General features: G+C 54.6%; 20 protein-coding genes. 13 read left to right on the forward strand and 7 right to left on the reverse strand.

Annotated elements, in window-relative coordinates:
• Positions 1-207 precede the first annotated feature (207 nt).
• The 4 genes from DFER_RS10775 to DFER_RS10790 all read left to right on the forward strand — a co-directional run bounded on the left by DFER_RS10775 (position 208) and on the right by DFER_RS10790 (position 3,116).
• Positions 208-942: an NUDIX hydrolase gene (locus tag DFER_RS10775; RefSeq protein WP_041734949.1), complete on the forward strand. Its 735-nt coding sequence runs from the start codon at positions 208-210 to the stop codon at positions 940-942.
• 99 nt (positions 943-1,041) lie between these two features.
• Positions 1,042-1,683 carry a response regulator transcription factor gene (locus tag DFER_RS10780; protein ID WP_015811665.1) on the forward strand — a complete coding sequence of 214 codons (642 nt, stop codon included), beginning with the start codon at positions 1,042-1,044 and terminating at the stop codon, positions 1,681-1,683.
• A 45-nt stretch (positions 1,684-1,728) separates the two neighbouring features.
• Positions 1,729-2,370, forward strand: coding sequence for a response regulator transcription factor (locus tag DFER_RS10785; protein WP_015811666.1), 642 nt, complete (start codon positions 1,729-1,731; stop codon positions 2,368-2,370).
• A gap of 95 nt (positions 2,371-2,465) precedes the next feature.
• The gene (locus DFER_RS10790; protein WP_015811667.1) at positions 2,466-3,116 is read left to right on the forward strand and encodes a response regulator; all 651 of its coding nucleotides are present in this window, start codon (positions 2,466-2,468) and stop codon (positions 3,114-3,116) included.
• On the opposite strand, the gene DFER_RS10795 is transcribed toward DFER_RS10790, so the two are convergent.
• Positions 3,049-6,096: a sensor histidine kinase gene (locus DFER_RS10795; protein WP_041736324.1), complete on the reverse strand. Its 3,048-nt coding sequence runs from the start codon at positions 6,094-6,096 to the stop codon at positions 3,049-3,051. The two genes, DFER_RS10790 and DFER_RS10795, sit on opposite strands and share 68 nt — an antisense overlap.
• Positions 6,097-6,288: 192 nt before the next feature.
• On the opposite strand from DFER_RS10795, the gene DFER_RS10800 reads away from it, so the two are divergent.
• Complete coding sequence (locus DFER_RS10800) at positions 6,289-6,987, forward strand: DUF421 domain-containing protein (protein ID WP_015811669.1); 699 nt, start codon at positions 6,289-6,291, stop codon at positions 6,985-6,987.
• A gap of 54 nt (positions 6,988-7,041) precedes the next feature.
• Here DFER_RS10800 and DFER_RS10805 read toward each other — a convergent pair whose 3' ends face one another.
• Together DFER_RS10805 and DFER_RS10810 are read right to left on the reverse strand one after the other, a co-directional pair.
• On the reverse strand, positions 7,042-7,284 hold the full coding sequence (locus DFER_RS10805; RefSeq protein WP_015811670.1) for a hypothetical protein: 243 nt from the start codon (positions 7,282-7,284) through the stop codon (positions 7,042-7,044).
• A gap of 25 nt (positions 7,285-7,309) precedes the next feature.
• Complete coding sequence (locus DFER_RS10810; RefSeq protein ID WP_015811671.1) at positions 7,310-8,188, reverse strand: DUF1684 domain-containing protein; 879 nt, start codon at positions 8,186-8,188, stop codon at positions 7,310-7,312.
• A 196-nt stretch (positions 8,189-8,384) separates the two neighbouring features.
• On the opposite strand from DFER_RS10810, the gene DFER_RS10815 reads away from it, so the two are divergent.
• The 5 genes from DFER_RS10815 to DFER_RS10835 all read left to right on the forward strand — a co-directional run bounded on the left by DFER_RS10815 (position 8,385) and on the right by DFER_RS10835 (position 15,009).
• Positions 8,385-9,233 (forward strand): AraC family transcriptional regulator, encoded by an 849-nt coding sequence (locus tag DFER_RS10815; protein ID WP_015811672.1) that lies wholly within the window; start codon positions 8,385-8,387, stop codon positions 9,231-9,233.
• A gap of 82 nt (positions 9,234-9,315) precedes the next feature.
• Positions 9,316-10,653, forward strand: a complete 1,338-nt coding sequence (locus DFER_RS10820; protein WP_015811673.1) for an amidohydrolase family protein — start codon at positions 9,316-9,318, stop codon at positions 10,651-10,653.
• Positions 10,654-10,791: 138 nt separating this feature from the next.
• A complete protein-coding gene (locus DFER_RS10825) occupies positions 10,792-12,120 on the forward strand; it encodes a DUF6055 domain-containing protein (protein ID WP_015811674.1) in 1,329 nt (442 codons plus the stop codon).
• Positions 12,121-12,304: 184 nt separating this feature from the next.
• On the forward strand, positions 12,305-12,880 hold the full coding sequence (locus tag DFER_RS10830) for a hypothetical protein (RefSeq protein ID WP_015811675.1): 576 nt from the start codon (positions 12,305-12,307) through the stop codon (positions 12,878-12,880).
• A gap of 2 nt (positions 12,881-12,882) precedes the next feature.
• The gene (locus DFER_RS10835; RefSeq protein WP_015811676.1) at positions 12,883-15,009 is read left to right on the forward strand and encodes a cation:proton antiporter; all 2,127 of its coding nucleotides are present in this window, start codon (positions 12,883-12,885) and stop codon (positions 15,007-15,009) included.
• 19 nt (positions 15,010-15,028) lie between these two features.
• On the opposite strand, the gene DFER_RS10840 is transcribed toward DFER_RS10835, so the two are convergent.
• The 4 genes from DFER_RS10840 to DFER_RS29900 all read right to left on the reverse strand — a co-directional run bounded on the left by DFER_RS10840 (position 15,029) and on the right by DFER_RS29900 (position 20,444).
• Positions 15,029-16,492, reverse strand: coding sequence for a DUF1501 domain-containing protein (locus DFER_RS10840; RefSeq protein WP_015811677.1), 1,464 nt, complete (start codon positions 16,490-16,492; stop codon positions 15,029-15,031).
• A gap of 9 nt (positions 16,493-16,501) precedes the next feature.
• A complete protein-coding gene (locus tag DFER_RS10845) occupies positions 16,502-19,777 on the reverse strand; it encodes a DUF1553 domain-containing protein (protein WP_015811678.1) in 3,276 nt (1,091 codons plus the stop codon).
• A gap of 154 nt (positions 19,778-19,931) precedes the next feature.
• Positions 19,932-20,285, reverse strand: a complete 354-nt coding sequence (locus DFER_RS10850) for a Crp/Fnr family transcriptional regulator (RefSeq protein ID WP_050774676.1) — start codon at positions 20,283-20,285, stop codon at positions 19,932-19,934.
• Positions 20,286-20,444: a cyclic nucleotide-binding domain-containing protein gene (locus tag DFER_RS29900; protein ID WP_143828713.1), complete on the reverse strand. Its 159-nt coding sequence runs from the start codon at positions 20,442-20,444 to the stop codon at positions 20,286-20,288. It abuts the gene before it with no gap.
• 134 nt (positions 20,445-20,578) lie between these two features.
• On the opposite strand from DFER_RS29900, the gene DFER_RS10855 reads away from it, so the two are divergent.
• The 3 genes from DFER_RS10855 to DFER_RS10865 all read left to right on the forward strand — a co-directional run bounded on the left by DFER_RS10855 (position 20,579) and on the right by DFER_RS10865 (position 25,972).
• Entirely contained in the window at positions 20,579-21,112 is a 534-nt protein-coding gene (locus DFER_RS10855) for an RNA polymerase sigma factor (protein WP_229206233.1), read from the forward strand.
• A 165-nt stretch (positions 21,113-21,277) separates the two neighbouring features.
• Positions 21,278-22,324 carry a FecR family protein gene (locus tag DFER_RS10860; protein WP_015811680.1) on the forward strand — a complete coding sequence of 349 codons (1,047 nt, stop codon included), beginning with the start codon at positions 21,278-21,280 and terminating at the stop codon, positions 22,322-22,324.
• 162 nt (positions 22,325-22,486) lie between these two features.
• Complete coding sequence (locus tag DFER_RS10865; RefSeq protein ID WP_015811681.1) at positions 22,487-25,972, forward strand: SusC/RagA family TonB-linked outer membrane protein; 3,486 nt, start codon at positions 22,487-22,489, stop codon at positions 25,970-25,972.
• Positions 25,973-25,989 lie beyond the last annotated feature (17 nt).

Below are 25,989 nucleotides of genomic sequence, written 5' to 3' on the forward strand. Positions count from 1 at the left end.
TCAAATGTACAGCAAAAAGTATTATTGTCTATATTTGAGACAATAAAATTTATGCTATAATTTATTTCAACAATGCAATAAACGGATACATGATACGCTGTAACAAAAACCGGGTACGCTCCCGAAATGTTGCTGTGCATATTTGTGCCTGAAAGCCGTATCTGCGATATTGCCGCGCCAAACACGCCTAAACACCACATGAGGGACATGCATTCACCCAGCGAACAGGACTACATTCAGCAGCTTTCCATTGACTGCGTCATTCTGGGTTACCAGGATTCGCAACTCAGCGTGCTGGTGCCGAAGCTGAATTTCCGCGGCGATTTCTGGGCTTTGCCGAGCGGGTTTATCAACCAGGACGAGGGGATCGATCAGGCTGCGCGGCGAATCCTGGAAGACCGAACGGGCATCAAGGACATTTACCTCGAACAATTCCGCGTGTTCGGCGATGCGCCCCGTTCCAACATCCGCTTCCTCGAACGACTGATCGAACTCAATGGCGATACGCTCGGCGACAAGCGCTTTAACCGCAAGGAATTCGACTGGATCACGCGGCGCTTCGTTTCGATCGGCTACTACGCGCTGGTGGATATCAGCAAGGTAGTCCCGCGCAAGACCGAGCTCGACGAATCCATCGACTGGTACCCGGTGCGCGCATTGCCGCCGATGATCATGGACCACCACGACATGGTGAAATGTGCATTGGAAACCGTGCAGCTCAACCTCGACCAGAAGCTCATCGCATTCAACCTTTTGCCCGAAACATTTACAATGCGCGAGCTGCAAGAGCTCTACGAGTCGATTTATGACCGTGCATTTGCGCGGAACAATTTTCAGAAAAAGATCCTGGACCTGGATGTGCTCGAAAGGCTCGAAAAGAAATTCACCGGCGCGGCCAACAAGGCGCCGTACCTGTACCGGTTCAGAAGAAGGGACGCCTAGCGCTGTGGCTCCAAAGCCACAAAGGCATCAGCGAAGAGCCACCCGAAATTAGCGGCGGAGCGGGGATATTTGTACCGGCAAATAACCGATTCCGTGACGATGAAAACTGAAAGCGCCCTCAAAGTACTTATATTTGACCTCCATCCTGTTTCCCGGAAGGGAATCCGGCTCATGCTCGACATGACCGATCTACCCATTAAAGTGACCGAAGCCAGTCGGCTGCGGCAGTTCTATAAATATGCAACCGGCCAGCACTTCGACCTCGTGATCCTGAGTGTGAACGAGCCCGACAGTTTCGACACCAGCATTATTTCCGGCATTCTTCCTAAAACCGTAGTGCTCTACACCGAGGAAGGTGCAGAAACCGCCATGGACCTGATGGCATTGGGCGCGGGTGCCTGCATGTCCAAAAAATGCTGCGATACATCGCTCAAAGAGGGCATTTTCGCCGTGCTGCAACAGCGGCAGCATGTTTGCGACATCACTCAGGCGCATGTGAATTCCGAATACTGGCGGTTCAGGGCGATCCGGAACGGCGCGCACCTCAGCTACCGGCCGCGCGTCCGCGAACTCACCGGCCGCGAAAATGAGGTGGCGGCATTGCTCGAAACCGGCATGAAAACCGGCGAAATAGCCAGCCGCCTGCAAATCCAGGCCAGCACCGTCAGCACGCTCAAAGCGCGCGCATTCCGCAAGCTCTCGGTCACAAACCTCACCCAGGCGATCCAGGCCCTCGACTAACGTATATCAGATACCGCCATTCCCTCTTCCAGCCCTCGTCACGCCATGCTTAACGTTATTTTGTACGACTCCCACCCGATTATCCTGACGGGCCTCAAAGAGTTTTTCAGGAGTATCGGGAAAGAATTCGTTTTCTTCGAAACAACGACTGTCGGCGGCATTTCAAAGTTTCTTTCGCAACGTCCCATTCACCTGATCGTGGTGGGGTTAAATGAAAGGACGGGCATCGAAGCGAGGATCATTCAGCGCAACAGTACCATTCCCTGGGTGATCATGTACAACGATAACCTTTACAAAAAAGCCCTGACGCTCCTGCTTTCCGGCGCGAGCGCGTGCATTTCCAAGGGCTGCGGCGACCAGGAAACCGAAAAGTGCCTGAACGAAGTGCTGGCATCGCGGACGTACATCTGCGAAAGCACGCTCCACCAATTCGGCTACGAGTTTCTGTTCGACCCGGCCAATCAGGCGCACATCCGCAACTTCCTCAAATACAATCTCCACAGAAAACCAAGCCGGCTCTCTCCGCGTGAGCAACAGGTAGCCGGCATGCTGGTGAACGGCATGCGGACGTCCGAGATCGCTACGGCGCTGAACGTCAGGCACAGCACGATCAGCACGATCAAACGGACGATCATGCTGAAAAAGCATGTCATCAACATCGCCGAACTGGCCTCCGTATTACCTTAGTGATCTCATTTTATTGTTTTGTATTTCAATTTGAAATGCTTTAATTTCAGTCATTTACGACCGACCTGTAATCTCTGAAAGGACCCGTTTCAATTATGCCGCTCTCCATTCTCATAGCCGACGATCACCAGCTCGTCCGAAAAGGACTACAGATGGTCGTTAAAGAGGTTTTAGGGTTCAATGTGATCGTAGAATTCGCCGAAAACGGCCGCGAAGTGATCGACAAGGTTACCGCGCAGGAGTTCGACCTCCTCATTACCGACCTGAACATGCCGGACACCAACGAGCTGGCCCTCATTCCCGACATTTTACGCATTCGGCCGAAGCTTCGTATCCTGGTCGTGACGATGAAGCCCGACAAGGTTTTTGCGGCCCGTTTCTTCCGTGCGGGCGCGCTGGGGTATGTGAACAAAACCGAGGCGGACGAGGTGCTCGCCGAGGCGATTTACACGGTAAGCCAGGGCCGGCGGTACATTTCCCGGTCACAGAACGAGATTTTCTCCGATGCGTTGATCGGCAATACGGCCAACACGCCGTTCGACAAATTATCCAAGCGGGAATTTGAAGTGGCGCTGCTTCTGCTCAAAGGATATGGCGCCCTGGAAGTAGCCAAATCACTGTCGATCAGCGCATCCACGGCCAGCAGCTTCCGGTGCCGCGTTTTCGACAAACTGGAAATCAAGAACCTCCTTGAATTGAACCACCTGGCGCAGCTGTATCAGATTGACGCAGATTTTGAAGGCTGATCGTGAAAGTGCTGCCCTTTCCGGGTTCACTCACGATGGAAATCGCCCCATGAATGTAATCCAGCATGGTATGAATGAGCAGGCTGCCCGTGCCGCGGTTGCCGGCCAGCCTGTCGCGGCTCATGAATTGGGTAATCTGCTCGCGGGTCAGCCCCTGCCCCGTGTCGCTGATCAAGATCTGAATGCGGCCGTTCCTTTCAGCACAGGAGAGCGTGATTTCCCCGTCAGATGTGTTCTTATTGGCATTGTCGATCAGGTTGCGGATCACTACGGAAAGAATCTGGTAATCCGAAACGCATTCGAGGTCGGTCGGGACGATATGGAGTGTGTTTCGATTAAACTTGAAAAGCTCCTTGTATAGCGAAGCGATTTCCTCAAACAACGAATTGATCGCAAACGACATTTTGCTGATCTTGAAACCTTCCTGCTGCGTGCCGATCCACATAAAAAACTGTTCGGTGAATCCCAGAAGATTTTGCGTGCCGAGGTGAAGATCCGACAGGTAAGCGTCAAGATCCGAGGGTGTGAGGCGTGTGTGGTTTTTCAAAAGGTTACCACTAATGAGCGAAATAAACCGCAGCGGCGAGCGCATATCATGCAGCACCATCGTAATGACGTGGTCCTTGAACCGGTTGCTTTCCAACAACGCCATTTCGGACCGCGCCAGGTCATCGACGGCGTTTTTCAGCTCCTCAGTCCGTTCCGAAATCACCTTTTCCAGCTGCTGCGCCTCCGTTTCGAGCTTTACCAGCCTTCTTTTAAACAACATATAACCCATGCAGATCGAAACGCAGATGCATAGCGCGTAAAACCACCAGGTGTTGTAAAACCAGGGCTGTACTTCCACGGACAATTCGAAACCGCCGGCGTTGTCGGCCGCGGGCGCGCCGTTCCGCCGCACCACGAGCTTGTAGTAGCCCGCCGGAAGGCTGTTAATCATCACCTGGCCGTTTTTTTCGACCTTTCGCCAGTCGGCATCCAGCCCGGCAACCTGGTATTCCAGATCGAGGTTGGCCGGATTGCCGAAATAAGGCGATGAAACCTGAACGGAAAGGCGTTTGAAATCGGGCGGGAGAATAAGACCCTTTTCCTGCGGCTGGACCAACCGACCGCTCACGGCGAGGCTGTCGGCGAAAATGCCGCGTGCAGGGTAATAGGGTTTCAGTTTATTAGGGTAAAACCAAACCAGTCCTTTCATCGACGGGAGCGATAACAGGCTGTCTTTTAACCACACATAGGAAGGATCGCAGCCCCCGTTGAACTCGTTCGTAGGCAGGCCGTCGGTCCGGTCGAAGCGAAAAAAGTTGACCGCATCCGATTTACCCACAGCGAATGTAGTAAGCTCGCCTTTGCGGACTTTGAACAGCCCGTTGTTCGTAGGCAGCCAGAAAAACCCGAGGCCGTCCTCGATAAATGAATGCACGATTTTGAGTGCTTGCCGCGGGCCGAGGGGCATGCGGTAGAGCTTGTTGTTTTGGAACAGGTAAAACCCCTGTCCGTAAGTCGAGATCCAAATCTTGTCCGCATCGGCATACACCGTCCTGATCTGCATGGAATCCAACACCGATTTGTAGATTCGGTTCAGTTGATAGTCATACCATTTCAACCCCTTCTCCGTACAGACCAGGAAGTGCCCCGACCGTAATTTCCTGACAAACAAAATCCCCGCACGTTCCGGAAACGCCTTGAAACCGCCGAGCTTGCCATTCACGAGCATGGCAAAACCCCGGTCGGTAGCAATGTAAAACCGCCCCTCGCCATCGTCATCCATATGCATAACCTTGTACACCGGCGCTATGGCGGATGAAGTGGCCTTCGCAATGTCGAGCTTCCGCAACTGGTATCCCTGCTCGTAGTACAATTGTCCGTCGCCACCGGCAAAAAGCCACGGGCCCAGGCCGACATCGATAGGCAACTTTCGGGCCGGCCGGGAGACGGATACAAGCATGTTTTTGACAACCAGCTGGTCGTCGGCCACCTTCGCCTGTGCATAAAGGCTTTGTTCGAGGGCGGGCGAAAGTGAGGGCGGCGTGAAAAATGGATTTTTCTGCACGACAAACAGGCCGTCCGATGACGAGCCGAGGTAAAACATTCCCTGCCCGGACTGGTAGGCTACCGCAGATAAAAAAGGCACGCGCAGTCCCTGTAATGCAATTTCAGAATCGAGCTGTCCATTTCGGAGCAGTACTTTGTAAAGACTCGTACCTGCGTATACGTAAAGGCCGTCGGCGCTGGAATAAAGCTGGAAATCGCCCGAAATGAACCGGGCGTCCGAAGCGAGCGGCCCGCGTATCGAGGCGTAACCAGGCAGCAGCCGGCCATTTTTCCACGCCTCCACGCGGTTGCCCGGCATGATGCAGGCCAGGAACTGCCGTGCGAAAACGGCATATTGTGGTTTCCGGCCCGTGTAATCCCTGATTTTGACAGGCGCTGCGAGCCCGGCCGACAAATACATCAGACTGCGCTCATTCCTGAGGTAAATCTCGCGGTCCGACACACTCGACGAAAACAGGAACGGGTTCTGGCCCAGCTGGTTGTAAAACGCCGCCAGCTTGCGCAGCATGGTTTTATTGCTCACCGCCACCCCTTGCGCGCCCACATGCACCGACCATTCGGGCAGCAGCACCGGGGCAGGCGCCGCATACTTGCCCGAAACGGCTATTTTGATGATCTGCCCGCCGTATAGCCGCGCGTAGAGCGTTCCGCGTGCATCGGCCGTGAGCCCTTCCACCCTCGCCGACTTCAATCCCGGCAGCTGGGATGTGTCGTAGGTCACAAAATGCTGCCCGTCGTAGCGCACCAGGCCCATTTCAGTGGCCAGCCAGCAGTACCCCCATTCATCGAACGCGATGTCCTTCACGCTGTTTTGCGGGAGTCCGTTGTCGGTATTGTATTGAGTGGTAATCAGCCGCGCCTGTTGCGCAGCCGCGGGGAGGCCACGCAAAGCGAGCGCAATCAACGCGACCAGGAGGACTCTCATGAGGATGCTATTACGGACCGGGACTTTTTGCTGTTTTGAATTTACTAAATTATGCGACATCAAAACATCTACTTCTTTGTGTGTAAGAAGTACTACGATTGCGCTGATGGATGCCCGATGCCCTGTGGCAGCTTCATGGCCGGAAGCGGCGGCACGCATTTTGTACGTATATAGGCAAAACAATGCATTGCTATGCCTGAAATGCCCGATTGGAGACAAATCCTCATGCACGACCACCCCTTCACATTCCTGCTGGAAGTGGTGTTGAGGACCATTATCATGTTTGTGATTATTCTGGTGGCGCTGCGGGCGTCCGGAAAGCGGGGAATCAAACAGCTTTCCGTGTTCGAGCTCGTGCTTATTATCGGACTGGGTTCCGCCGCGGGCGACCCGATGTTTTATGAAGACGTGGGCATTTTACCCGCATTCGTCGTTTTTCTGGTGGTGATCAGCTTATACACGTTCGTCACCCGGCTTTCCGACCGTTTTGTAAAAGTGGAAAAAGTGCTGGAAGGCGAGCCGCTGTACGTGATCCGCGACGGGAAGCTGCTCCCGGATGCGTTTCGTGAATCGGGGCTGTCGCAGGATGAATTTTTCGCCGCACTCCGGTTGAGCCATGTGGAGCACCTGGGCCAGGTGCGCACCGTGCTCATCGAAACGTCGGGCGAGTTCAGCATTCTTTTTTATGCCGATGACGAGGTACGGCACGGCCTGCCGATTTTCCCCGATGACCTGAAACGCAAGCTTACCGGCAACGAAACGTGCGATCACATCGCGTGCACCAAATGCGGCGGCACCCGCAACCGCAATGGACTCGAAAAGCTACCAACCTGCCCGCAATGCGAGGTCCACGAATGGGTGGAAGCATCGGCCACCAGGCGCATTTCGTGATAAGTAACTGAATGACAAGCAGATTGTCGGTAGCCGGATAGCGCGAACCGCCGGTCAGATCGGCGCGACCTCGGGCTCGTCGAGCAGCACTTCCTGGCGCGAGCGGAGCCGCTCCACCAGCGAATCGTAATGCAGCAGTCCGGCGGCTTCCACCACCAGTACGCCCACAAACTCGCGGCCACGCCCGATGACATTCAATCGCCTGATCTTCACGCCTTTCACCGATTCAACCAACGAAGTAATATGGTGCACACTGAGCGATTCCGGGTAGGTAAGTCTGAGTTGATAAGTTTTCATACGCCTCGTATTAGTAGTTTGTTAATCAATGATCTCCATACCGCTTCTCTCCGGCCGAAACGGCCAGCGCCAGCTTGTTCTGCTTCGGGGGAAGCGGGCAGGTGGCGTAAGGCGAGAATGCGCACGGCGGGTTAATCGCCTTGTTGAAATCGAGCCAGGCAGTGCCGTCCGGCTCCACGGAGGAGTACAGGAAGCGGCCCGAGCCGTAGGTTTCGTGCTTGTTGGTCTGGTCGGCGAAGATAATGAACAGGCTCTCCGGTTTGCCGACGGCGTCGAGGCTGTATTCGCGGCCATTCACGGTAAATACCAGCTTGCCGGGCGACACCTGGTCGTCGGTGCGGCCGGTAACGTCGGTGATGGACACAGTATGGCCTTTTGTAGGCACAAAACGCGCCTTCACACGCCAGCTTTCCTGCACGGGGTATCTTTCAATGCCTGTAAAACCTTTCAGATATTCACTTTCAAGATCGCGGAGACGGATCGCGTATCGATCGCCGCGCTTGATCACGAACCAGCGCAGTGAGCCGTGTTTGAGTGTAACGGGCTTGTCGGCGGACGAAAGGTCCAGCGCTGTAACAGGCTGATCGTCAGCGAAGATCTGCGCATCGGGCCGGGCTTTGAGTGTGATTCTATCTTTTTCCAACACAATCTCGCCCAGATGTGGCCGGCTCTTGCCCTCGGGAAACAGTATGTCGTTTTCTTCCGCACTGCCGAACGTGTTTTTGCCTTCCTTCAACCAGAACAGCCCGGCCAGGTTCAGCCAGCCCGATTCGGCTTTCAGACTTTCGATCCGCTTCTGATGCCAATCGCGGAGCTCCGCTTCGTAGGTATTGTCCAAGGCGGCAAATGCACTCAGCAAGCACGCCACGGCCAGCCCCGATAGGTGATATACGTACCTTTTCATGTTAGGTATGATAATTAATGGTGGTGGCTGGTGTACAAATTTAATTAAACTATTTAGTCTACCAATTTAATAGTTTAAAATTTTGCTAAAATATTTCGATGTACGCATTCCGGATGTCCTTCCCTGAAAAATCCGTCGGTTGACCTTACAATAAGAACCGGGAACCCGCTAGCGGCATTTTTTGTAATTTCAACTTATGAATACAAAGACGGCGTTTCCGACCCTGGGCATCGATGCTTTCGACTCTTCCGCGGAGGCGGTTTATAAGTTGCTACGCCATGAGGTGGATGGTAAAAGTCGGATCGAGAAGCCGCATAAGCATGATTTCTTCATGCTTTTTGTCGTAGCCAAAGGCAGCGGCACGCATTCCATCGATTTTGCCGACTACGCTGTTGGCGATCACCAGGTGCATTTGCTGTTCCCGGGCCAGGTGCACCGCTGGGAGCTGGAGGAGAATACGTCGGGTTTTCAACTGATGGTCGGCCGGCGTGCATTCGAGGCGTCTTCCAATTTTCTCAGGCTGTCGTTTATATTGTACCGGAACCACCAGGTGATCGACCTTCCCGTCGCGGTATTCCAGGCCCTTTGCTACGAACTCGAAGCGCTGGAACGCGAACTGGCCGCACCGGCCGTGGACTGGGATATGGTACAACTTCGGAGCCGCGTGGCGCTGCAACTGGTAAGCCGCGAAGCCGAGCGCATTTACGAAGATATCGGCACCTACCGCACCAACCCGATCCTTTTCCGCTACCATGCATTGATCGATATCCATTTCAAGGCCCATAAGACGGTGGCCTTCTACGCCGACCAGCTGAACATCTCCCCCAACTACCTTAATATCCTCTGCAAAAGGCATTTGCATGTACCAGCCACGTTTCTCATCCACAACCGCGTGGGACTCGAAGCGAAGCGGCTTCTACTCGTATCGGCGCAATCGGCGAAAGAGATCGCATTCGAACTTGGTTTCAGCGACCTTCCTCATTTTTCCAACTTCTTTAAGGCGCAGACAGGCCTCTCGCCCCGGGCGTTTCGCAATTCGTTATAAATCCTACAAGTTATGGGATAAATAGCGCATCGTAAGGGAACGCCGGCGCGGTTACCTTTGCAAAAACCTTAATCCCAGACAAATGGAATCCATTTCGCGCAAAACGTTCATCCAGAGCTCCGGCCTGTTGCTGGCGGGTGAAATACTCGTTAAAAAAAATGCAGCAAAAGCCTCGGACGCCCCGCGATCCGGGCAGCCGGCCGCAAATGCCGCGAAAAAGTCGACGCTCAAAAACGTTCGGCTCGAAACGGGTTTTGTGTATGAGGATGAAGAGGTAATTGCCACCGAAACCGGCCTTTTCAGGGTCGAGATCGAGGATGGCAAGATCAAAGCCGTGCTGCCCAACGACCCCAAAGCCGACGCTACCGATGCCAAAGGACAGCTCATGCTGCCGGCGTTCAGGGATATGCACATTCATTTGGACAAAACATTCTACGGCGGACCGTGGAAAGCCCGGCTGGCCAGGAACCGGTCGGTGAAAGACATGATCGCGTTCGAGCAGAAAAACCTGCCCGAACTCTTGAAAACATCGACCTACCGCGCCGAGAAGATCATCGAACTGCTGCAATCGAAGGGAACAAACTTCGCCAGAAGCCATGTGAATATCGAACCGACTTCAAAGCTGGATTCGCTGAAAAACCTTCAAAAAGCGATTGAAAACAAAAAGAATACCTTTGGAACGGAGCTGGTTGCATTTCCCCAGCACGGCGTTTTCTACTCGCATTCCGAACAATTGATGAAAGAAGCCGCCGCCATGGATATTGATTTTATCGGCGGTCTCGACCCGAATGCGATCGACGGCAGCGTGGAGAAGCAGATCGACTTCATCGTGCAGCTCGCCCTCGACCACGGCAAGGGCATTGATATTCACCTCCACGAAGGCGGCGAGCCGGGCCTGCGAACGGTCGAATACCTTACGCGGAAAGTGGAAGAAAACCCCGCACTGGCAGGCAAAACGTTCCTCAGCCATTGCTTCGTGCTCGCCCGGCTCGACAAGCCCCAGTTGGAAAAAACTGCCGAAAGGCTCGCTCACGCACGTGTAGGCGTGATTTCCACCATCCCTTTTGGCAGCACGATTATGCCGATTCCGACGCTGTACCGCTACGGTGTGAATGTCATGACCGGCAACGACAGCATTGTGGATCACTGGAATACCTTTGGCTCGGGAAGCGTGCTGCAAAAAGCGAATATGATGGCGCAGCTCTACGGCCAGTCGACCGAGCGGGAGCTATCGCGCTGCCTGAAATTGGCTACCTGCGACACCCTGCCGCTCGACGACAACGGAAAACAGCAATGGCCCAAAGCCGGTGATGAGGCCAGCGTGGTGCTGCTCGAAGCGAGCTGCTCTGCCGAAGCCGTGGCGCGCATTTCACCCGTAAAAGGCCTGATACACCGTGGAAACGTTGTTTTTCACAGCTAGCAATTGTACTATTGCGGCCGTAATTTGGTGAATATTAACCACTTCATTACCTATTTTAGCAGATCGCGCGCAAGATCGGGCAAGTGAGCGGGAAACGGCATATTTTGCAATATCAATCCTGAACTCAGTCAACCGGTCATGAAACGCTATCGCGCCCTGCTCCTCGCCCTTGTCGGCATTCTCGCCGTTTCCCATGTGCGCACACTTGCGCAAACGAAGGAACTTTCCATTCCCGCCAAAGTCATGCGTGTGCCCGATGGCAACGATTATAACAGTGAAGCAAGCGAGTTTAGCTACAAGCGCATGGTGCAGTCGGACAACATCGCGATTTTCTGGCACAAAGAATTCGGGCAAGACCCTATGGCCAATCCCGACACCACGAAGCGCTTCGATGTGCATAGTGCATTGCGGGAATGCGAGCGGTTTTACGATTTTTATGTGAACGACCTGAAACTCGTTCAGAAAGGCCGATCACTCACCGATAAATACAAGATGATCCTCTACGTGATCGGCGGTAAGGAACAAACCGCATTCGGCGGAGGCGTCGAAAACAAGATCGGTATCCTGTGGACGCCCGCCGTGAGGATGGCCAAAGCGCCATATGGGGCGCTCGCGCATGAGCTGGGGCACGCGTTCCAGTATATGTCGCGGTCGGATGCGCAAGCGGGCCCACGCGGGCCGGTGATGGAAATGTCCGCGCAGTATATGCTCTGGCAGGTGTATCCCGAATGGATGACTTTCGAGAACTACCATTTTGTGAGTTACCTCAAAAAAACTCATTTCGCATTCCTGCATCCGCAGAACATGTACCACTCGCCATACGTGCTCGAATACTGGTCGGAAAAGCATGGCAAAGCGTTTTTCGGCACATTATGCCGCTCCACGCAGGAAGGTGAAGATCCCGTGATGACCTACAAGCGGCTCAATAACCTCACCCAGGAAGCATTCAACGACGAAATGTTCGACGCGGCCGCACGGTTTATGACCTGGGACCTCAAACGCATCGGGCAAGTGGCTGCGCCTTATGCCAATAAACATACAACCCAACTTACCGCAGCCGCAAATGGCTGGTACCAGGTCGATTCGCTCAACTGCCCGCAAAACTACGGCTACAACGGCATTGGTCTGGCCGTACCCGCGGCAGGCACCACGGTAACCGTCGATTTCGAAGGCATTGCCGGGGCGAAAGGGTACAGTGATGTTAAAACCGACAAAGCCGGCTGGCGCTACGGATTGGTTGCCCACACCAAAAACGGAAAGCGGCTCTACGGGAAAATGGCCCGCGATGCACGGGGAAAGGCTACCATCAAAATCCCGAAGGACACACAGCACCTTTGGCTGGTGGTGAGCGGCGCCCCTGCCGAGCATTGGCCGGTCGCATTCGGCAGGCAGGCCGCCCAGCAAAAGGAAGAGCAATGGCCGTACAAAATCAAGCTCACCGGCACTTCGTTGGCAGCAAAAAACTGACCCCGGCGCAAGCCGCGGCATAGCGGTAGTCACACCGGTTTAAAGCGGAAAAACACAGGCAGACCTGCACCGAAACATACCGAATTACTTTTGGTACTAAGGAATGGTTTGTTATCTTACGGCGAATAGATGATCCAGTCACGTGCGGGCCGGCCCGTCGCCGTTCCGCTAAAACCCGCGCCCTATGCCACTTCATAAAGCCTGCTATGCCCTGATCCTCTGCGGATTGCTGCTCTGGGGTTGCCGCGACAACCAGAAGGAGCAGCAACTCGCCCAACGCGAACAGACATTACTTCGGAAAGAACAGGAGTTTGCCATTAAAGAAGCTGACTACCACGCGCTTGTTCGCATGCGCGACAGCCTCCTCACCCAAAGAAACGACACGCTCATCATCCAGACCTGGCCCGACGAGCTGGCGGGAATGTGGACGAGCAAATCCATATGCCGCGAGTCCAACTGCACGGAATACGTGATCGGCGACCAGCGCTCCAATGCCTGGGAATTCGTGAGCGACTCCACGGGACTTTTCACGCGGGTTTTCAACAATAACAAACTGATCCGGGTATATTCGGCCAGTTATGACAGCACGGGAATCAGGCTGCATTACAAAAGCGATTCGTCGTCTGCGAAAATGACGGACATGAGCGTCGAGCTGGGCCGTGCCAACGGAAACCTGATCAAGGGCATGCAAACGATCAGCATTGCCAATGCTTGCAACGCCAAGTTCTCAGTTGAATTAACCCGCCTCGCGACCCGCTAGCCATGCAATTATTGAACATCCACATCGGGTCACTGCCTATTGAGGACCCGGTACTGAAATTCCTCATCGAGCTCATCATCATCCTCGGTGCGCCGCTATTGCTGAACAAGATCAAGGTGCCGCATTTGCTCGGCTTGCTCATTGCCGGCGCGCTCGTGGGCCCCAACGGGCTCAACCTCCTCGCGCGCGACAGCAGCGTGGTAGTAACCGGCACAACCGGCTTGCTGTACATCATGTTCCTGGCCGGGCTGGAAATCGATATGGGCGATTTCAAGAAGAATAAATGGAAAAGCATTGGTTTTACGGCCTACACATTCGCCATTCCCTTCGTCCTCGGACTGCTGGGCGGCTACTATGTGCTGCGTTTCCCGATCCTCACCACCGTTCTTTTTGCCAGTCTATTTTCCTCGCACACGCTCATCGCCTACCCGCTCGTGAGCAAGTTGGGTATTTCCAAAAACCTCTCCGTGAACATTACCGTGGGCGGCACAATGCTCACCGACGTGCTGTCCCTGCTCGTGCTGGCGGTGGTGGTCGGGATGACGCAGGGCGCGGTGGACAGCGCTTTCTGGATACGCCTCATTGTATCGGTGCTGTCATTCAGTCTCGTGGTACTGTTCGTTTTTCCGATCATCGGAAGGTGGTTTTTCAAACGGGTGGAGGACAAAATATCGCAGTACATTTTTGTGCTCGTGATGATTTACCTCGCGGCTGTGCTGGCCGAGCTGGCCGGGATCGAGGCCATTATCGGGGCGTTTTTCGCGGGGCTGGCCCTGAACCGCCTCATTCCGCATTCGTCGTCGCTGATGAATCGGGTGGAATTTGTGGGTAATGCCATTTTTATCCCCTTCTTCCTGATCAGCGTGGGGATGCTCATTGATTTTAAAGTGATTGTCAAAAGCTGGGAAACCGTTGGGGTGGCGGCCGTGATGCTGGTGGCATCCATCGGCGGGAAATACCTCGCGGCGATTTTCACGCAGAAGACTTTCAAACTCACCAAAGACGAGGGAATGCTGATTTTCGGCATGAGCTCCGCGTCGGCGGCGGCTACGCTTGCGGCGGTAATGGTGGGTTACAACATCGTCATTTCGGAAACGCCTGCGGGCGAGCCGGTCCGCCTTTTGAGCGAGCACGTGCTCAACGGCAGCATTCTGCTGATCCTGATCTCCTGTACGATCTCGTCCTTCGTGTCGATGTCGAGCGGCGAGAAGATCGCCGAGGCTGATAAGGAGAACACCGCCTCGGGGATTAACCGCGAAAACGAGAGCATCCTGATCGCGGTGAATTATGAGGAAACGGTTGAAAAACTGGTGAATCTGGGACTGATGATCAAGGCAGGCCACAACGACGACCGTTTACTGGCGCTCAATGTCGTGAATGATGACAAAAACGAGTCATCGGTTAAAAACGCCGAAAAAACGCTCCACATCGCGGTCGACACCGGTGCTGCCGCGGATGTGGCCATTCAGCAGGTGACACGCTACGATCAGGACGTTTCGAGCGGCATCAGCAATGTGATCAAGGAGCAACGCATTACCGATCTGCTGATCGGCCTTCAACCCGAAAAAGGATTTACACCATCATTTATATACAATCTTTACAACGGCTATTTGCAAAACGACAACGTAAACACGTTGATTTACCACGCCGCACAGCCCATTTCCACCGTGAAGCGCTACGTGGTACTGATTCCCGCCCGGGCCGAAAGAGAACCGGGATTTTTCCACGCATTGCTCCGGGTATGGAACATCGCGAAGAATTCAAGCGCCGAAATGAGCTTTTACGGCGGCGAACAGGTGATCCGGATTATCAAACGCGTGCTGAGCAAATCAAATATCGAATCGTCGCTGCATACGGTCGCAAACTGGCGCGAGGCCGAAGAAGCCGCCGCGCAGCTTTCGGCCGACGAAGGGCTGATCGTGTTCATGGCGAAACGCGGAATGGTTTCCTACTTCCCGCAAATGGGCGGTATTCCGGATTTTCTCAACCAGCATTCGCGCGACAATAACTTCCTGCTCATATTCCCGTTCTCGCAGCAGGACGATGACCAGACCGAACGGCGCTCGGTGAGCAACCACGACGATTTTATCGAAATAGGGAAGATTATCGGTAAAATATTCCCGAGCTGAGAACCCATTTGCAGGCCGGCTAGGCGATCAGTCCCTTTATTACTTTACCGTGGACGTCGGTTAGCCGGTAGCGCCTGCCCTGGTGTTTGAAAACCAGTTTCTCATGGTCGAGGCCGAAGAGATGCAGCAATGTCGCCTGGAAATCATGCACATGCACACCGTCCTTCACGACATTGTAGCTGAATTCATCGGTTTCGCCGTACACCTGGCCGGTTTTAATGCCTCCACCGGTCATCCACATCGTGAAGCATCCGGGATGGTGATCGCGGCCGTAGTTATCGGCCGTGAGCTTGCCCTGCGAAAAGCTGGTACGGCCGAATTCTCCGCCCCACACCACCAGCGTATCTTCCAGCAGCCCGCGCTGTTTGAGGTCTTGCACCAATGCAGCCGACGCCTGATCGACGTCCCTGGCCTGGCTGGCGATGTTCTTGGGCAGATTACCATGCTGGTCCCAGCCCATGTGATAGAGCTGGATAAATTTCACGTCGCGCTCGGCCATCCGGCGCGCGAGCAGGCAATTGGCGGCAAACGTGCCGGGCCGGCGGGCGTCTTCTCCGTACATTTTATAGATGTAGTCGGGCTCGTCCGCAATATCCACCGCGTCGGGCACGGATGTCTGCATTTTATAAGCCATTTCGTATTGACTTATTTTCGACTGGATTTCGGGGTCGCCCCACAGCGTAAACTGGTGTTCGTTCAGTTCTTTGATGCGGTCCAATGCACGGCGGCGGTCTTCCTTATGCACGCCGTAAGGATTTTGTAAATAAAGCACGGGATCTTTGCCCGTACGAAGCTGCACGCCCTGGTGGTGCGATGCCAGGAAGCCGTTGGCCCAGGCTGCGGTGCTCAACGGCTGGTCGCCGCTCACACCCTTGGAAATCAGCACCATAAAATGCGGCAGGTTCTCATTATCCGACCCGAGGCCATAGCTGAGCCAGGAGCCCATGGATGGCCGCCCGCTCTGCTGGGAGCCGGTTTGCACGAACATCACCGCCGGCTCGTGATTGATCGCTTCCGTAAAAACGGATTTAACAATGCAAAGCTCATCCACGATCCCCGCCGTGTAGGGCAAAAGCTCGCTCACCCACGCACCGGACTGCCCATATTGTTTGAAATCGTAAATCGATTTAACGAGCGGGAAAGTGGATTGCCCCGCCACCATTCCCGAGTTCCGCTGTGTCGATTTGATGGAATCGGGGATTTCCTGGCCGTGCCATTTGGCCAATGCAGGCTTGTAATCGAATGTTTCAAGCTGTGAAGGCCCGCCGCTCTGAAAAAGATAGATGATCCGCTTGGCTTTGGGCGAAAAATGCGGCCCGCGCACAAACGGCGCTACGGCCGCATCGACCGCATTATCCTCCCGCCCCCGCGTGGTGCCCGCCTGCAAAATGCTCGAAAGCGCAATGGAGCCGAAGCCGAGGCCAGCCTTCGTGAGGAAGTCGCGACGGTTGAGTTGCGTAAGTATCGTTTTAAGATCTTCCATGTTCAGCGTTCATTTGCGGGTATATCCCTCATCCGTATTCATCACCGAGTTGGACACCGTTGCCAAAGCGGCTATTTCCTCCGGTTGCAATGCCCTGTCCCACTTCCGCTCGCCCGTGCTCAGGTATTCGAGCGCCTGCGCGGGCCTGGCGCGGAAGCGTTTCAGTTCGTCGGCGTAAAAATCAGCGAGTATTTGCCGCTCTTTCGCATCGGGATGCCGGCCGGTAATCAGCCTGAACGCCACGTCCACCGGCTTTGCATCGTTGTGCCGACATTCGTGCAGCACGCGTTCGGCGAGGGCGCGGGCGGCTTCCACATATTGCGGGTCGTTGAGCATCACCAATGCCTGCAACGGCGTGCTGGTAGAGCGGCGTTTGGCCACGCATTCGCCCCGTTCAGGCGCATCGAAAATGAGCATGGAAGGCGGCGGGGACGTTCTTTTCCAAATCGTGTACAGGCTCCTGCGGTAGAGCCCGTCGCCCGGTTCCTGCTGGTATTTGTAGCGCCAAACCTTGTCGCTCAGCTCGTCCCAGAGGCCCGCGGGCTGGTAGGGGTACACGCTTTCCCCGCCCAGCCTGTCCACCAGCAGTCCACTGATTGACAATGCATTATCCCGCACCATTTCCGCCGTAAACCTGAACCGCGCGCCCCTTGCGAGCAGCTCGTTGCCGGGATCTTTTTCGAGGTTTTCGGGCGTCACGCGGGACGTTTGCCGGTAGGTGGCCGACAGTACGATCAGCTTATGCAGCCTTTTGATATCCCAGCCCGATTCCATAAAATCGACGGCCAGCCAGTCGAGCAGCTGCGGGTGGGTCGGCAAATCGCCCTGGTTGCCGAAGTCGGCCGATGAGCGCACGATCCCGTTTCCGAAATGCATTTGCCAGATCCGGTTCACGAATACACGCGCTGTGAGGGGATTGTCTTTATCAAAAATCCATTTGGCCAGTCCCAGCCTGTTACGGGGATATTTCCCTTCAAAGGGCATAACCGCGTCGAGAGCGCCGGGCGTTACCTCCTTGCCGGGCGCATTGTACGCACCGCGCGCGAGCAGGTAGGTGGGCCGGGGCTTGGGCAGGTCGCCCATCACCATTAGCTCGGGAATGCTGTTGACCAGTTTGTTCTGCCGGTCCATAACGGCTTTGAGCGAGTCGCGGAGCACCCGTCGCCGCGCATTGAAATGGGTGTTGTAAAAATCCTTCAACATGGCCAGGTTTGCCGGAGCAGCGGGCGTTTTCAACATTTCGCCCGCTTTTTGCGGATGGTAGTTATACAGGACTTCAAGTGCCGTCAGCGCTTTGTCGTAAATTTTCAGTTCATCAATCCCTCCGTCTTTGAAAGGGATCAGCAGGTTGCGCTGGCCAAGCATGAAACCGTCAAAACCGTAAGTATGAATGTCTTTTTCATACAAAATCCCTTTATAAAGATTATCGAAATCGACCTTCGTTTTGGCCGCTTCGCCGTTCAGATAGATTTTCGCCCCCGCCGCCTTGCTCGATCCGTCGTAGGTGACCGTCACCTTCGTCCATTTCCGGACCGGCATTGCCAGCACCGTGCTCACCTGAATGGCGTTTTGCGGGTAAGAATGCGCGACAATGAACTGTAACTTATTGTCAGCCAGCCGCAAGGAGTAACCTTTGTAGCCCAGCCTCAGGTCTTCGCAATGGTAGAAAACCCCGGCGTCGGGATACACATTCGCCGGATTGATCCACAATTCAACCGAAAACGGCTCCGTCCTTTCATGCCAGCCGATGTTATTTCCCAGTTTAATGGAGTTGTAATCCGACACGAAATAGGCATTCCCTTTCACTCCGGGTTTCAGAATCAGCTCGTTGCATTGCGCCAGCTGGTTTGGTCGGACCTCGTTGGGCATGACCGTCTTCCCGCCGGCGGTTTTAAATGATTTGTCAAAAGAGTAGGATGCAACCAGTCCTTCACGCGCTTTCTGGTCCAGCAGTTTGGCCGAGAGCTTTCCGCCGTGCAGCCATTTGTCGAAATCGCTTCCCTCGGCTTTGGCTTCATTTTCAAGCCGGTTGCTGAGGCCGGTAACCTGCCGGTCGAAAAACCGGAGCATTGCCTCGTTTTCACTCGTGGTGAGCAGCAATGCGGGGCCGGGGGTCTGGTCGGGGCCATACACGGGGCTGCCCGTTTCGTTGGTGCTATTGAACAGCCCGAACATCTTATAGTATGCCTCCTGGCTGATCGGGTCATATTTGTGATCATGGCAGCGGGCGCATTGGAGCGAAAGGCCCATTACGCCCTGCCCCACCGTTTGCACACGGTCCGCATTGTATTCGACCCGGTACTCCTCGAAAACGATCCCCGCTTCGGAGCTCTTCTTGTGCAGGCGGTTATACGCGGTGGCAAGAATGCTCTCCTTCGTTTTACCGGGCAAAAGGTCGCCTGCCAGCTGCATTGTCATAAACTTGTCGTAGGGCAAATTGCGGTTGAAAGCGCTGATCACCCAGTCGCGCCAGGGCGAAAAATCGCGGTGCTTGTCGTCGAGGTAACCGTCACTGTCGGCGTAGCGCGCTATGTCCATCCATTCGCTCGCCATCCGTTCGCCGTAAGCAGGGGATTTCAGCAGCCTGTCCACGAGCTTGTCATAGGCCTCGGGTGATCGATCGGCTACGAATGCATCTATTTCCGCCAACGAGGGAGGCAATCCGGTAAGATCGAAACTCACTCGGCGGATAAGGTCCTCACGGGTTGCTTCGGCGGAGGGCTTCATTTTCACGTCGTCCAGCCGTTTCAGAATGAAATGGTCAATCGGCGTCCGGGCCCAGTTGGCCATTTCAGGTTTGGGCAATGGCGCCTTTTCGGGTTTGATGAACGACCAATGTGGCTTGTATTTCGCGCCCTGCTCGATCCAGCGGGTGAGTACCGCTATTTCTTTCGCGGATAATGTGAGATTGGAAGCCGGTGGGGGCATTTTCAATTCGGGGTCGGATGCGATGAAGCGCGTGTACACCTCGCTCGCGGCCAGGTCGCCGGGGACGATGGCGTGTCGCTCTTGCGCGTCTTTCAATGCGCTGTATGCGCCTTCTTCGGTATCGAGCCGCAAGCCGCCCTTTTGCTTTTTGGTATCGGGCCCGTGGCAGGCGAAGCATTTGTCGGACAGGATCGGTTTTACGTCGTAGTTAAAATCCAGTTCCTCGGGTATCTCCTGCATGGCTGCTTCCACCGCCTCCGGCTTTTCGACGCCGCAAGCCGCCAGCAGCAGCACGCACAAACACGCCGCCGCCGCACTGCTTCTCCAAAACGCAACCTGCTCCATCCGCAACTTCATGGATTTCCCGTTTTAGCGTATTTACCAAAAGCCCCAAGTGACCGGTATTACACCTATCATAAGTTAAAAGCCGGCTTTGGCTAAATCTAACCGCCGGGTAGTTGAGCAACGTCTTCCCGGACGACATTGGGGCTCAGCGCGGTATGGCATCCGGTCACTGGCCGGAATGCAGGTCCTTCCGCGCCCGCAGCATACTGAGAAACTGGGGCGTGATGCCCAGAAACGACGCCAGCATGTATTGCGGCACCGTTTGAACGAAATCAGGGTAATGTCTTACAAATTGCCTGAACCGGTCTTCTGCCGATTCGCAAAGGAGCAGCTCTATTTTTTTAAGCGAGGCCGTATAATCGCGCTGCATCATGAGCCGGAAATACCGGTTCAGTTCCGGCACTTCGTCGAACAGCATCTCATAGTCGGCCCGGTGCAGTACGAGCACTTCGGTGTCGTGCACGGCCTGGATATTGTATTCGGAAGGTTTTTGATGCTCGAAGCTCTGGTAGTCGCTCAACTACCAGCCCGGAATCCCGAACTGCAAAATCTGCTCGGAACCGTCGTCGGTCCGCCTGAAAAACCGCAGACAACCGCTGATCACGAAATAGCAGCCCGTGCATACCTGGAACTCCTGCAAAAGGAAATCTTTCCAGAGCACCTCCCCAAGCCTGTCCAACTATCCGGACAGGCTTGGATTAAAATGTAAATATTGATTTAAAAAATATAACTTTGTCAAAAATGTACACTTGACACCTCTAAGCTGTGATACCGGATAACCGAAAAGTTTCTGATCAGCAACTGCTAGAAGCTTTGCGCTCCGGGCACGAATGGGCATTTACCGCCATTTATGACCAATACTGGTACCCGCTTTACAAGGTTGCACTCCACAAGCTCGGGCAAAAACACATTGCCGAAGAGATTGTGCAGGACATTTTCACCCGCCTCTGGAACGAGCGGCGCACGCTGCCGGGCACCGCGCTGAACTACTACCTTTTTTCGGCGGTGCGCTTCGAGGTGATCGACTGGATTCGCAAAGCAGGCCCCAGAAGCAGATATTTGGCTTACTATCAGGCATTTGCCAGCCAGGCCGACCATTGCACCGACGACGAGGTCGCCTACAACGAGCTATTGCACAGCATTGACGAAAGCCTCAAACCATTCCCTCCCCAAACCCGCGAAATTTTCAAACTCAGCCGCATCGAAAGCTGGACGGTCGGACAGATCGCCGAATTCATGAACCTTTCGGATAAATCGGTTGAATACCATCTCGGCAAAGCTTCCAAAGCTGTGCGGGAATATCTGAACGAAACCATGCTCATCCTCCTGCTAAGCTTCCTTGCCTGAGTGCATTGCCTCTCATTGCACTATTATAAGAAGTTTAACTTCCATTCGCCTCTTACATATAAATTTTCCTATTTAATTTAAAAACATTCAGGGACTACTGCGCGCTAATACGGTTTAGAGGTTGAATCAGATGATGGTAATCTGTGCCAGCCAACCCCGAACCCCGTGAACTATAACGAAATTGAAAACCTGCTTCTAAAATACCGAGAGGGAAAGTGTACGCCCGCCGAGGTGGATCGCATTCACCAATGGTATGAACAGGCAGACAGCGGCATGTCGCAAACGGAGCTGACCGACTCCGAAAAATCGCTCCTTAAATCAAGAATGTGGACAGCCATTCAGCACGACACACGCCCGCGCGGACGCACGGTTTCGAGGTGGGTAACGGTGCGTATGTATGCGTCCATTGCCGCTGCGGCGGTAGTCGTTTCGCTATCCCTGGTCTATTTTTTCTCTGCCAAACCCGCTTCTCCGTCGGCTGCCAAGGGGCCATTGCTGTTGGAGCCTGGCCGGGAAGGCCTCGTGGCTAAAAGCAATCAGACCAGCCGGCGGATGGTCATCACACTGGATGACGGCAGCCAGGTGACGCTCGCCCCCGGTGCCGCGCTGACCTACCCGCGCCGGTTTTCCCCGGGCAAACGCGAGGTGCAGCTCAAAGGCGATGCGTTTTTCAGCATTATGAAGGATAGTCAAAGGCCATTTTTCGTGTACAGCGGAAAACTGGTCACCCGGGTGCTGGGCACGAGTTTCTGGGTAAAAGAGGGCGGCGACGATCGCCAGATGCAGGTGGAAGTGGTTTGCGGCAAAGTGTCCGTATTTGAAAACGAAAATGCCGAAGAGCCCGCTTCCGAAAACCGCCACCAGTTCAACAAAGGCGTGATCCTGACCCCCAACCAGCGCGTGACCTACTTTGAAGAAAGCGGGCACCTGATGACCAGCCTTGTAGACAAGCCCGTGCTGCTGACATCGCCGGTAGACCAGCCGTCGGCCATTTACAAAAACGTGGCGCTGCCCAGCATTTTTGAACGATTGGAAGCTGCCTATGGCGTGGATATCGTGGTTTCGGGCGAGGCTGTGAACGAATGCACATTCACCGGCGACCTGACCGACATGTCGCTGTTCGATCAGCTGGACCTGATCTGCCAGTCGAACGACGGCTCTTATCAGGTGCAGGGAACGCGTATCCTGGTCTCAGCGGCCGGTTGCAGATAAAAGATGGTTTCACCTAAACAGAACGCTATGCATTAGACCTGTCCAACGCCCAAAAAGAAACCGGCAGAAAGTTACCCTGCCGGTCTGTTTCTTCCTGCTGCCGGAAATCCGCCAAGATGCGGCAGCGGGACATTCATTAGTTATAAAAAACCTGTCTAAACTATGAAAAAAAACCGATACCGAAAAAACCGGGCGTCGCTTTGCTTGCTCATGAGAATCACTTTGGCCCAGCTCATCTTTTCGATTGTTTTCTCCGGCCTCACCTACGCCGCGCACGTCAGTAAAGCGCAGGAAGTACTGGAACGGAACGTCACGCTCCATGCCGACAAGGTGGAGCTGGCAACGGTCCTCGACCAGTTGGAGCAGAAAGCGAACGTCAGGTTCGTATACAGCAACAAGGCCATCCGGGCATCGCGGCCGGTGGCGATCCATGTTGTCAACCAAAAATTGTCGGCCGCATTGCAGCAGCTGCTCACACCATTGCAGATTTCCTACCAGGTGACACCTTCGGGACGTATACTGCTCAAAGCCAGTAAGGAACTTCAAACCAAAAGTGCAGGACAACTCCAGATTCAAATGAGGGACATGGCGGCGCTGGTGCTGAAAGGAAAAGTAAGCGACGAAAATGGCGACGGCCTCCCGGGCGTGAGTGTACGCCTGAAAGGCACGCAGCTCGGTACGCTCACGGACGCTTCCGGGAATTACGAACTGGAAGTGAACAATGTGGAACCGGTGCTGGTGTTCAGCTTCGTAGGTTATAAAACGCAGGAAGTTGCCGTAGGCGACCAGGCTGTGGTGAATGTATCGATGACCCCCGATTTCAAATCGCTCAACGAGGTGGTGGTGATCGGCTACGGTAGTTCGCGGAAGCAGGATGTGGTGGGCTCGGTGGACATTGTTTCCTCTAAAGATGCCGGTGCAAACACCGCTACCAACCCTTCGCAACTGCTGATCGGCAAGTCGGCCGGCGTGCAGGTGCTGCAATCCAACGGCACACCCGGCGCGGACGCCCAGATCCTTATCCGCGGTACCGGCTCGTTCACGGGTGTGGACCCGCTCTACGTGATCGACGGTATCCAGGGCAGCAAAACGATGTTCAACACCCTGGCGACCCAGGATATCGAAAACATTACGATCCTGAAAGATGCTTCATCCACCGCCATTTACGGCTCTGCCGCGGCGAACGGCGTGGTGATCATCACCACCCGGAGGGGCAAATCGGGCGCGCCGCGTATTAATTTCAATACCCAATGGGGTGTTGCCAAAGCATGGAAAACGCTGGACCTTCTCAATGCGGCGCAATATGTGGACCTGCTGAAAGATTTCGCGGCTACGACCAATTCCGCATTGCCCGCCAAATTCAACACGCCTGACGTCACCACCGACCGCACCGACTGGCAGAAAGAAATATTCCGGCCCGCCCTGGTTTCGCAAAACGATTTGAATATCAGCGGAGGCGGTGAAAAAGTGTCCTACAACTTTTCGATCAGCTATATTAAACAGCAGGCCATTGTGAAAAACTTCGCCAACAGCCGGGTAAATGCCCGTTTTGCACTGGACGAAACGCTGGGCCGCTTCCGGTTGGGACAAAGCCTGAACATCCGCTACACGAAGGACGATGGCCAGATCGCCAGCATTTCCGACGCGGTGTACTATGCGCCCTACAAGCCCATTTACGATCCCACGATCCCCGGCGGCTACTCCAACACGACCAATGTGGACGATTTCAGCAATGGTAACAACCCGCTGGCGGCCATTAACCTGAACCGCCCGGTAAACACCGGCTTCGTGTTCTTCCCGCAGTTTTTTGCCGAAGTGGATATTCTCGGCGGGCTGCGTTTCCGTACGCAGTTTTCGGCCGAGATCGGCGGCGGCAAAAGCCGTGGCTACCAGTACGGCTACACGGCGGGCAACAACCTGACCAATCCGCAGCAGGCTACCCTCGGTTTCAGCAACTATTCGTTTTACACGCTCGAAAACTACTTTTCCTATAATAAGGTATTTGGAAGACACAGCGTTTCGGCAACCCTCGGTAACAGCTACCTCGATCCGGGCAACTCGTCCGGCCTGAATGCGACCGGTACTAGAATTCCCAACGACGCCATTCAGAACATCAGCGTGGCGCAATCGCAGGCGGTTACCGGCTCGAACTATGGCTATGCACGCTCGTCGGTGATCTCGTATTTCGCTCGCCTCGGTTATACTTATGCCGATAAATACATTCTGACGGGAAGCTTCCGCCGCGATGGTGCCTCCAACTTTGGTGCCAACAACCGGTTCGGGAATTTCTACGGTCTGGGCCTGGCGTGGCGGTTTGTGGATGAGGATTTTATCAAAAACAACCTTGCTTTCCTGAGCGACGGCAAGCTGCGGCTGGGGATCGGAAGAACCGGGAACAATACCATTCCCACCACCGGCGTAACATCCGTACTCACTTACAGCGGCAGCCCCAACGGCAACCTGGTGTATTCACTGGGTACCAACGAAGGCTTCTACCCAGGCACGACGATCAACACCTTGTCCAATCCCGACATCCGCTGGGAATCGACCGACCAGACGGACATTGGCCTCGACCTGGGGTTCCTCAGCAACCGCCTGAATGTGACTGTTGACTGGTACAACCGCAAAAGCTCCGGCCTGCTCGTAAGTGTCCCGGTTTCGGGCAGCACGGGCGCATCGGGCAGCGGTGGCCAGCCCAGCAAATACGCCAATGCGGCCAGCGCTCAAAACAAGGGCGTAGAGTTTTCGGTCGGCTATCGCGACCAGGCCCGTGGAGGTTTTCAATATAATGTAAGTGCGAACGTGGCTTACAACAAAAACATCGTCAACTCGCTGGGAAGTGAATTTGCGGCGCCTATCCAGGCCGGGGCATTCAGTAATCTGCCCACATTTACCTACACGGCAGCGGGATCGGCCATCGGTTCGTTCTTTGGCTACGAGGTATCCCACGTCGCAAAAGATCAGGCGGAGATAGATGCATTGAACAAAAGCGCTGCCGAACAAAGCGGCGACGCCGCCACCAAATACCAGGCGGGCTTGCTGCCGGGCGACTTCATATTCAAAGATCTCGACGGCGACGGCAAAGTAACCTCCACCGACCAGAAAATCCTCGGCAACCCGATTCCGAAAATCGTGTACGGCTTCAATGCCGGTGCCAGTTACAAGGGCTTTGATCTGAACCTCGTCGTATCGGGCGTATCGGGTTTGAAAATCCTGAATGCATTCAAATTCGTGACCGACAATGAATCCACAGGGCACAATGCTTCTACCGAAATCCTGAAAAGATGGCGTAAGCCGGGCGATGTCGCCGAACTTCCGCGTGCAGGCCAGAGCGCTACCGGCGACGGTAACCTCCGCCCTTCCGACTGGTGGCTCGAAAGCGGCGCTTACCTGCGCGTACGCAACCTCACGGTGGGCTACACCCTACCCCAGAGCGTGATCAGCGGCATTGGCGGCGGCAAAATTTTCAATACCATCAGAATCTACGCCGCGGCCCAAAACCTGCTGACGTTCACCAAGTACAAAGGCTACGACCCCGAAGTAAGCACCCAGAACGGCGGAAGCTACATTTTCTCGCGGGGTATCGACGACCGCCAGCAGCTGCCTCAGCCCAGAACATTGCTTTGCGGCTTACAGCTCGGGTTTTAATCATTTGTAGAAAACTT

The organism is Dyadobacter fermentans DSM 18053 (assembly GCF_000023125.1).
Lineage (GTDB): Bacteria > Bacteroidota > Bacteroidia > Cytophagales > Spirosomataceae > Dyadobacter > Dyadobacter fermentans.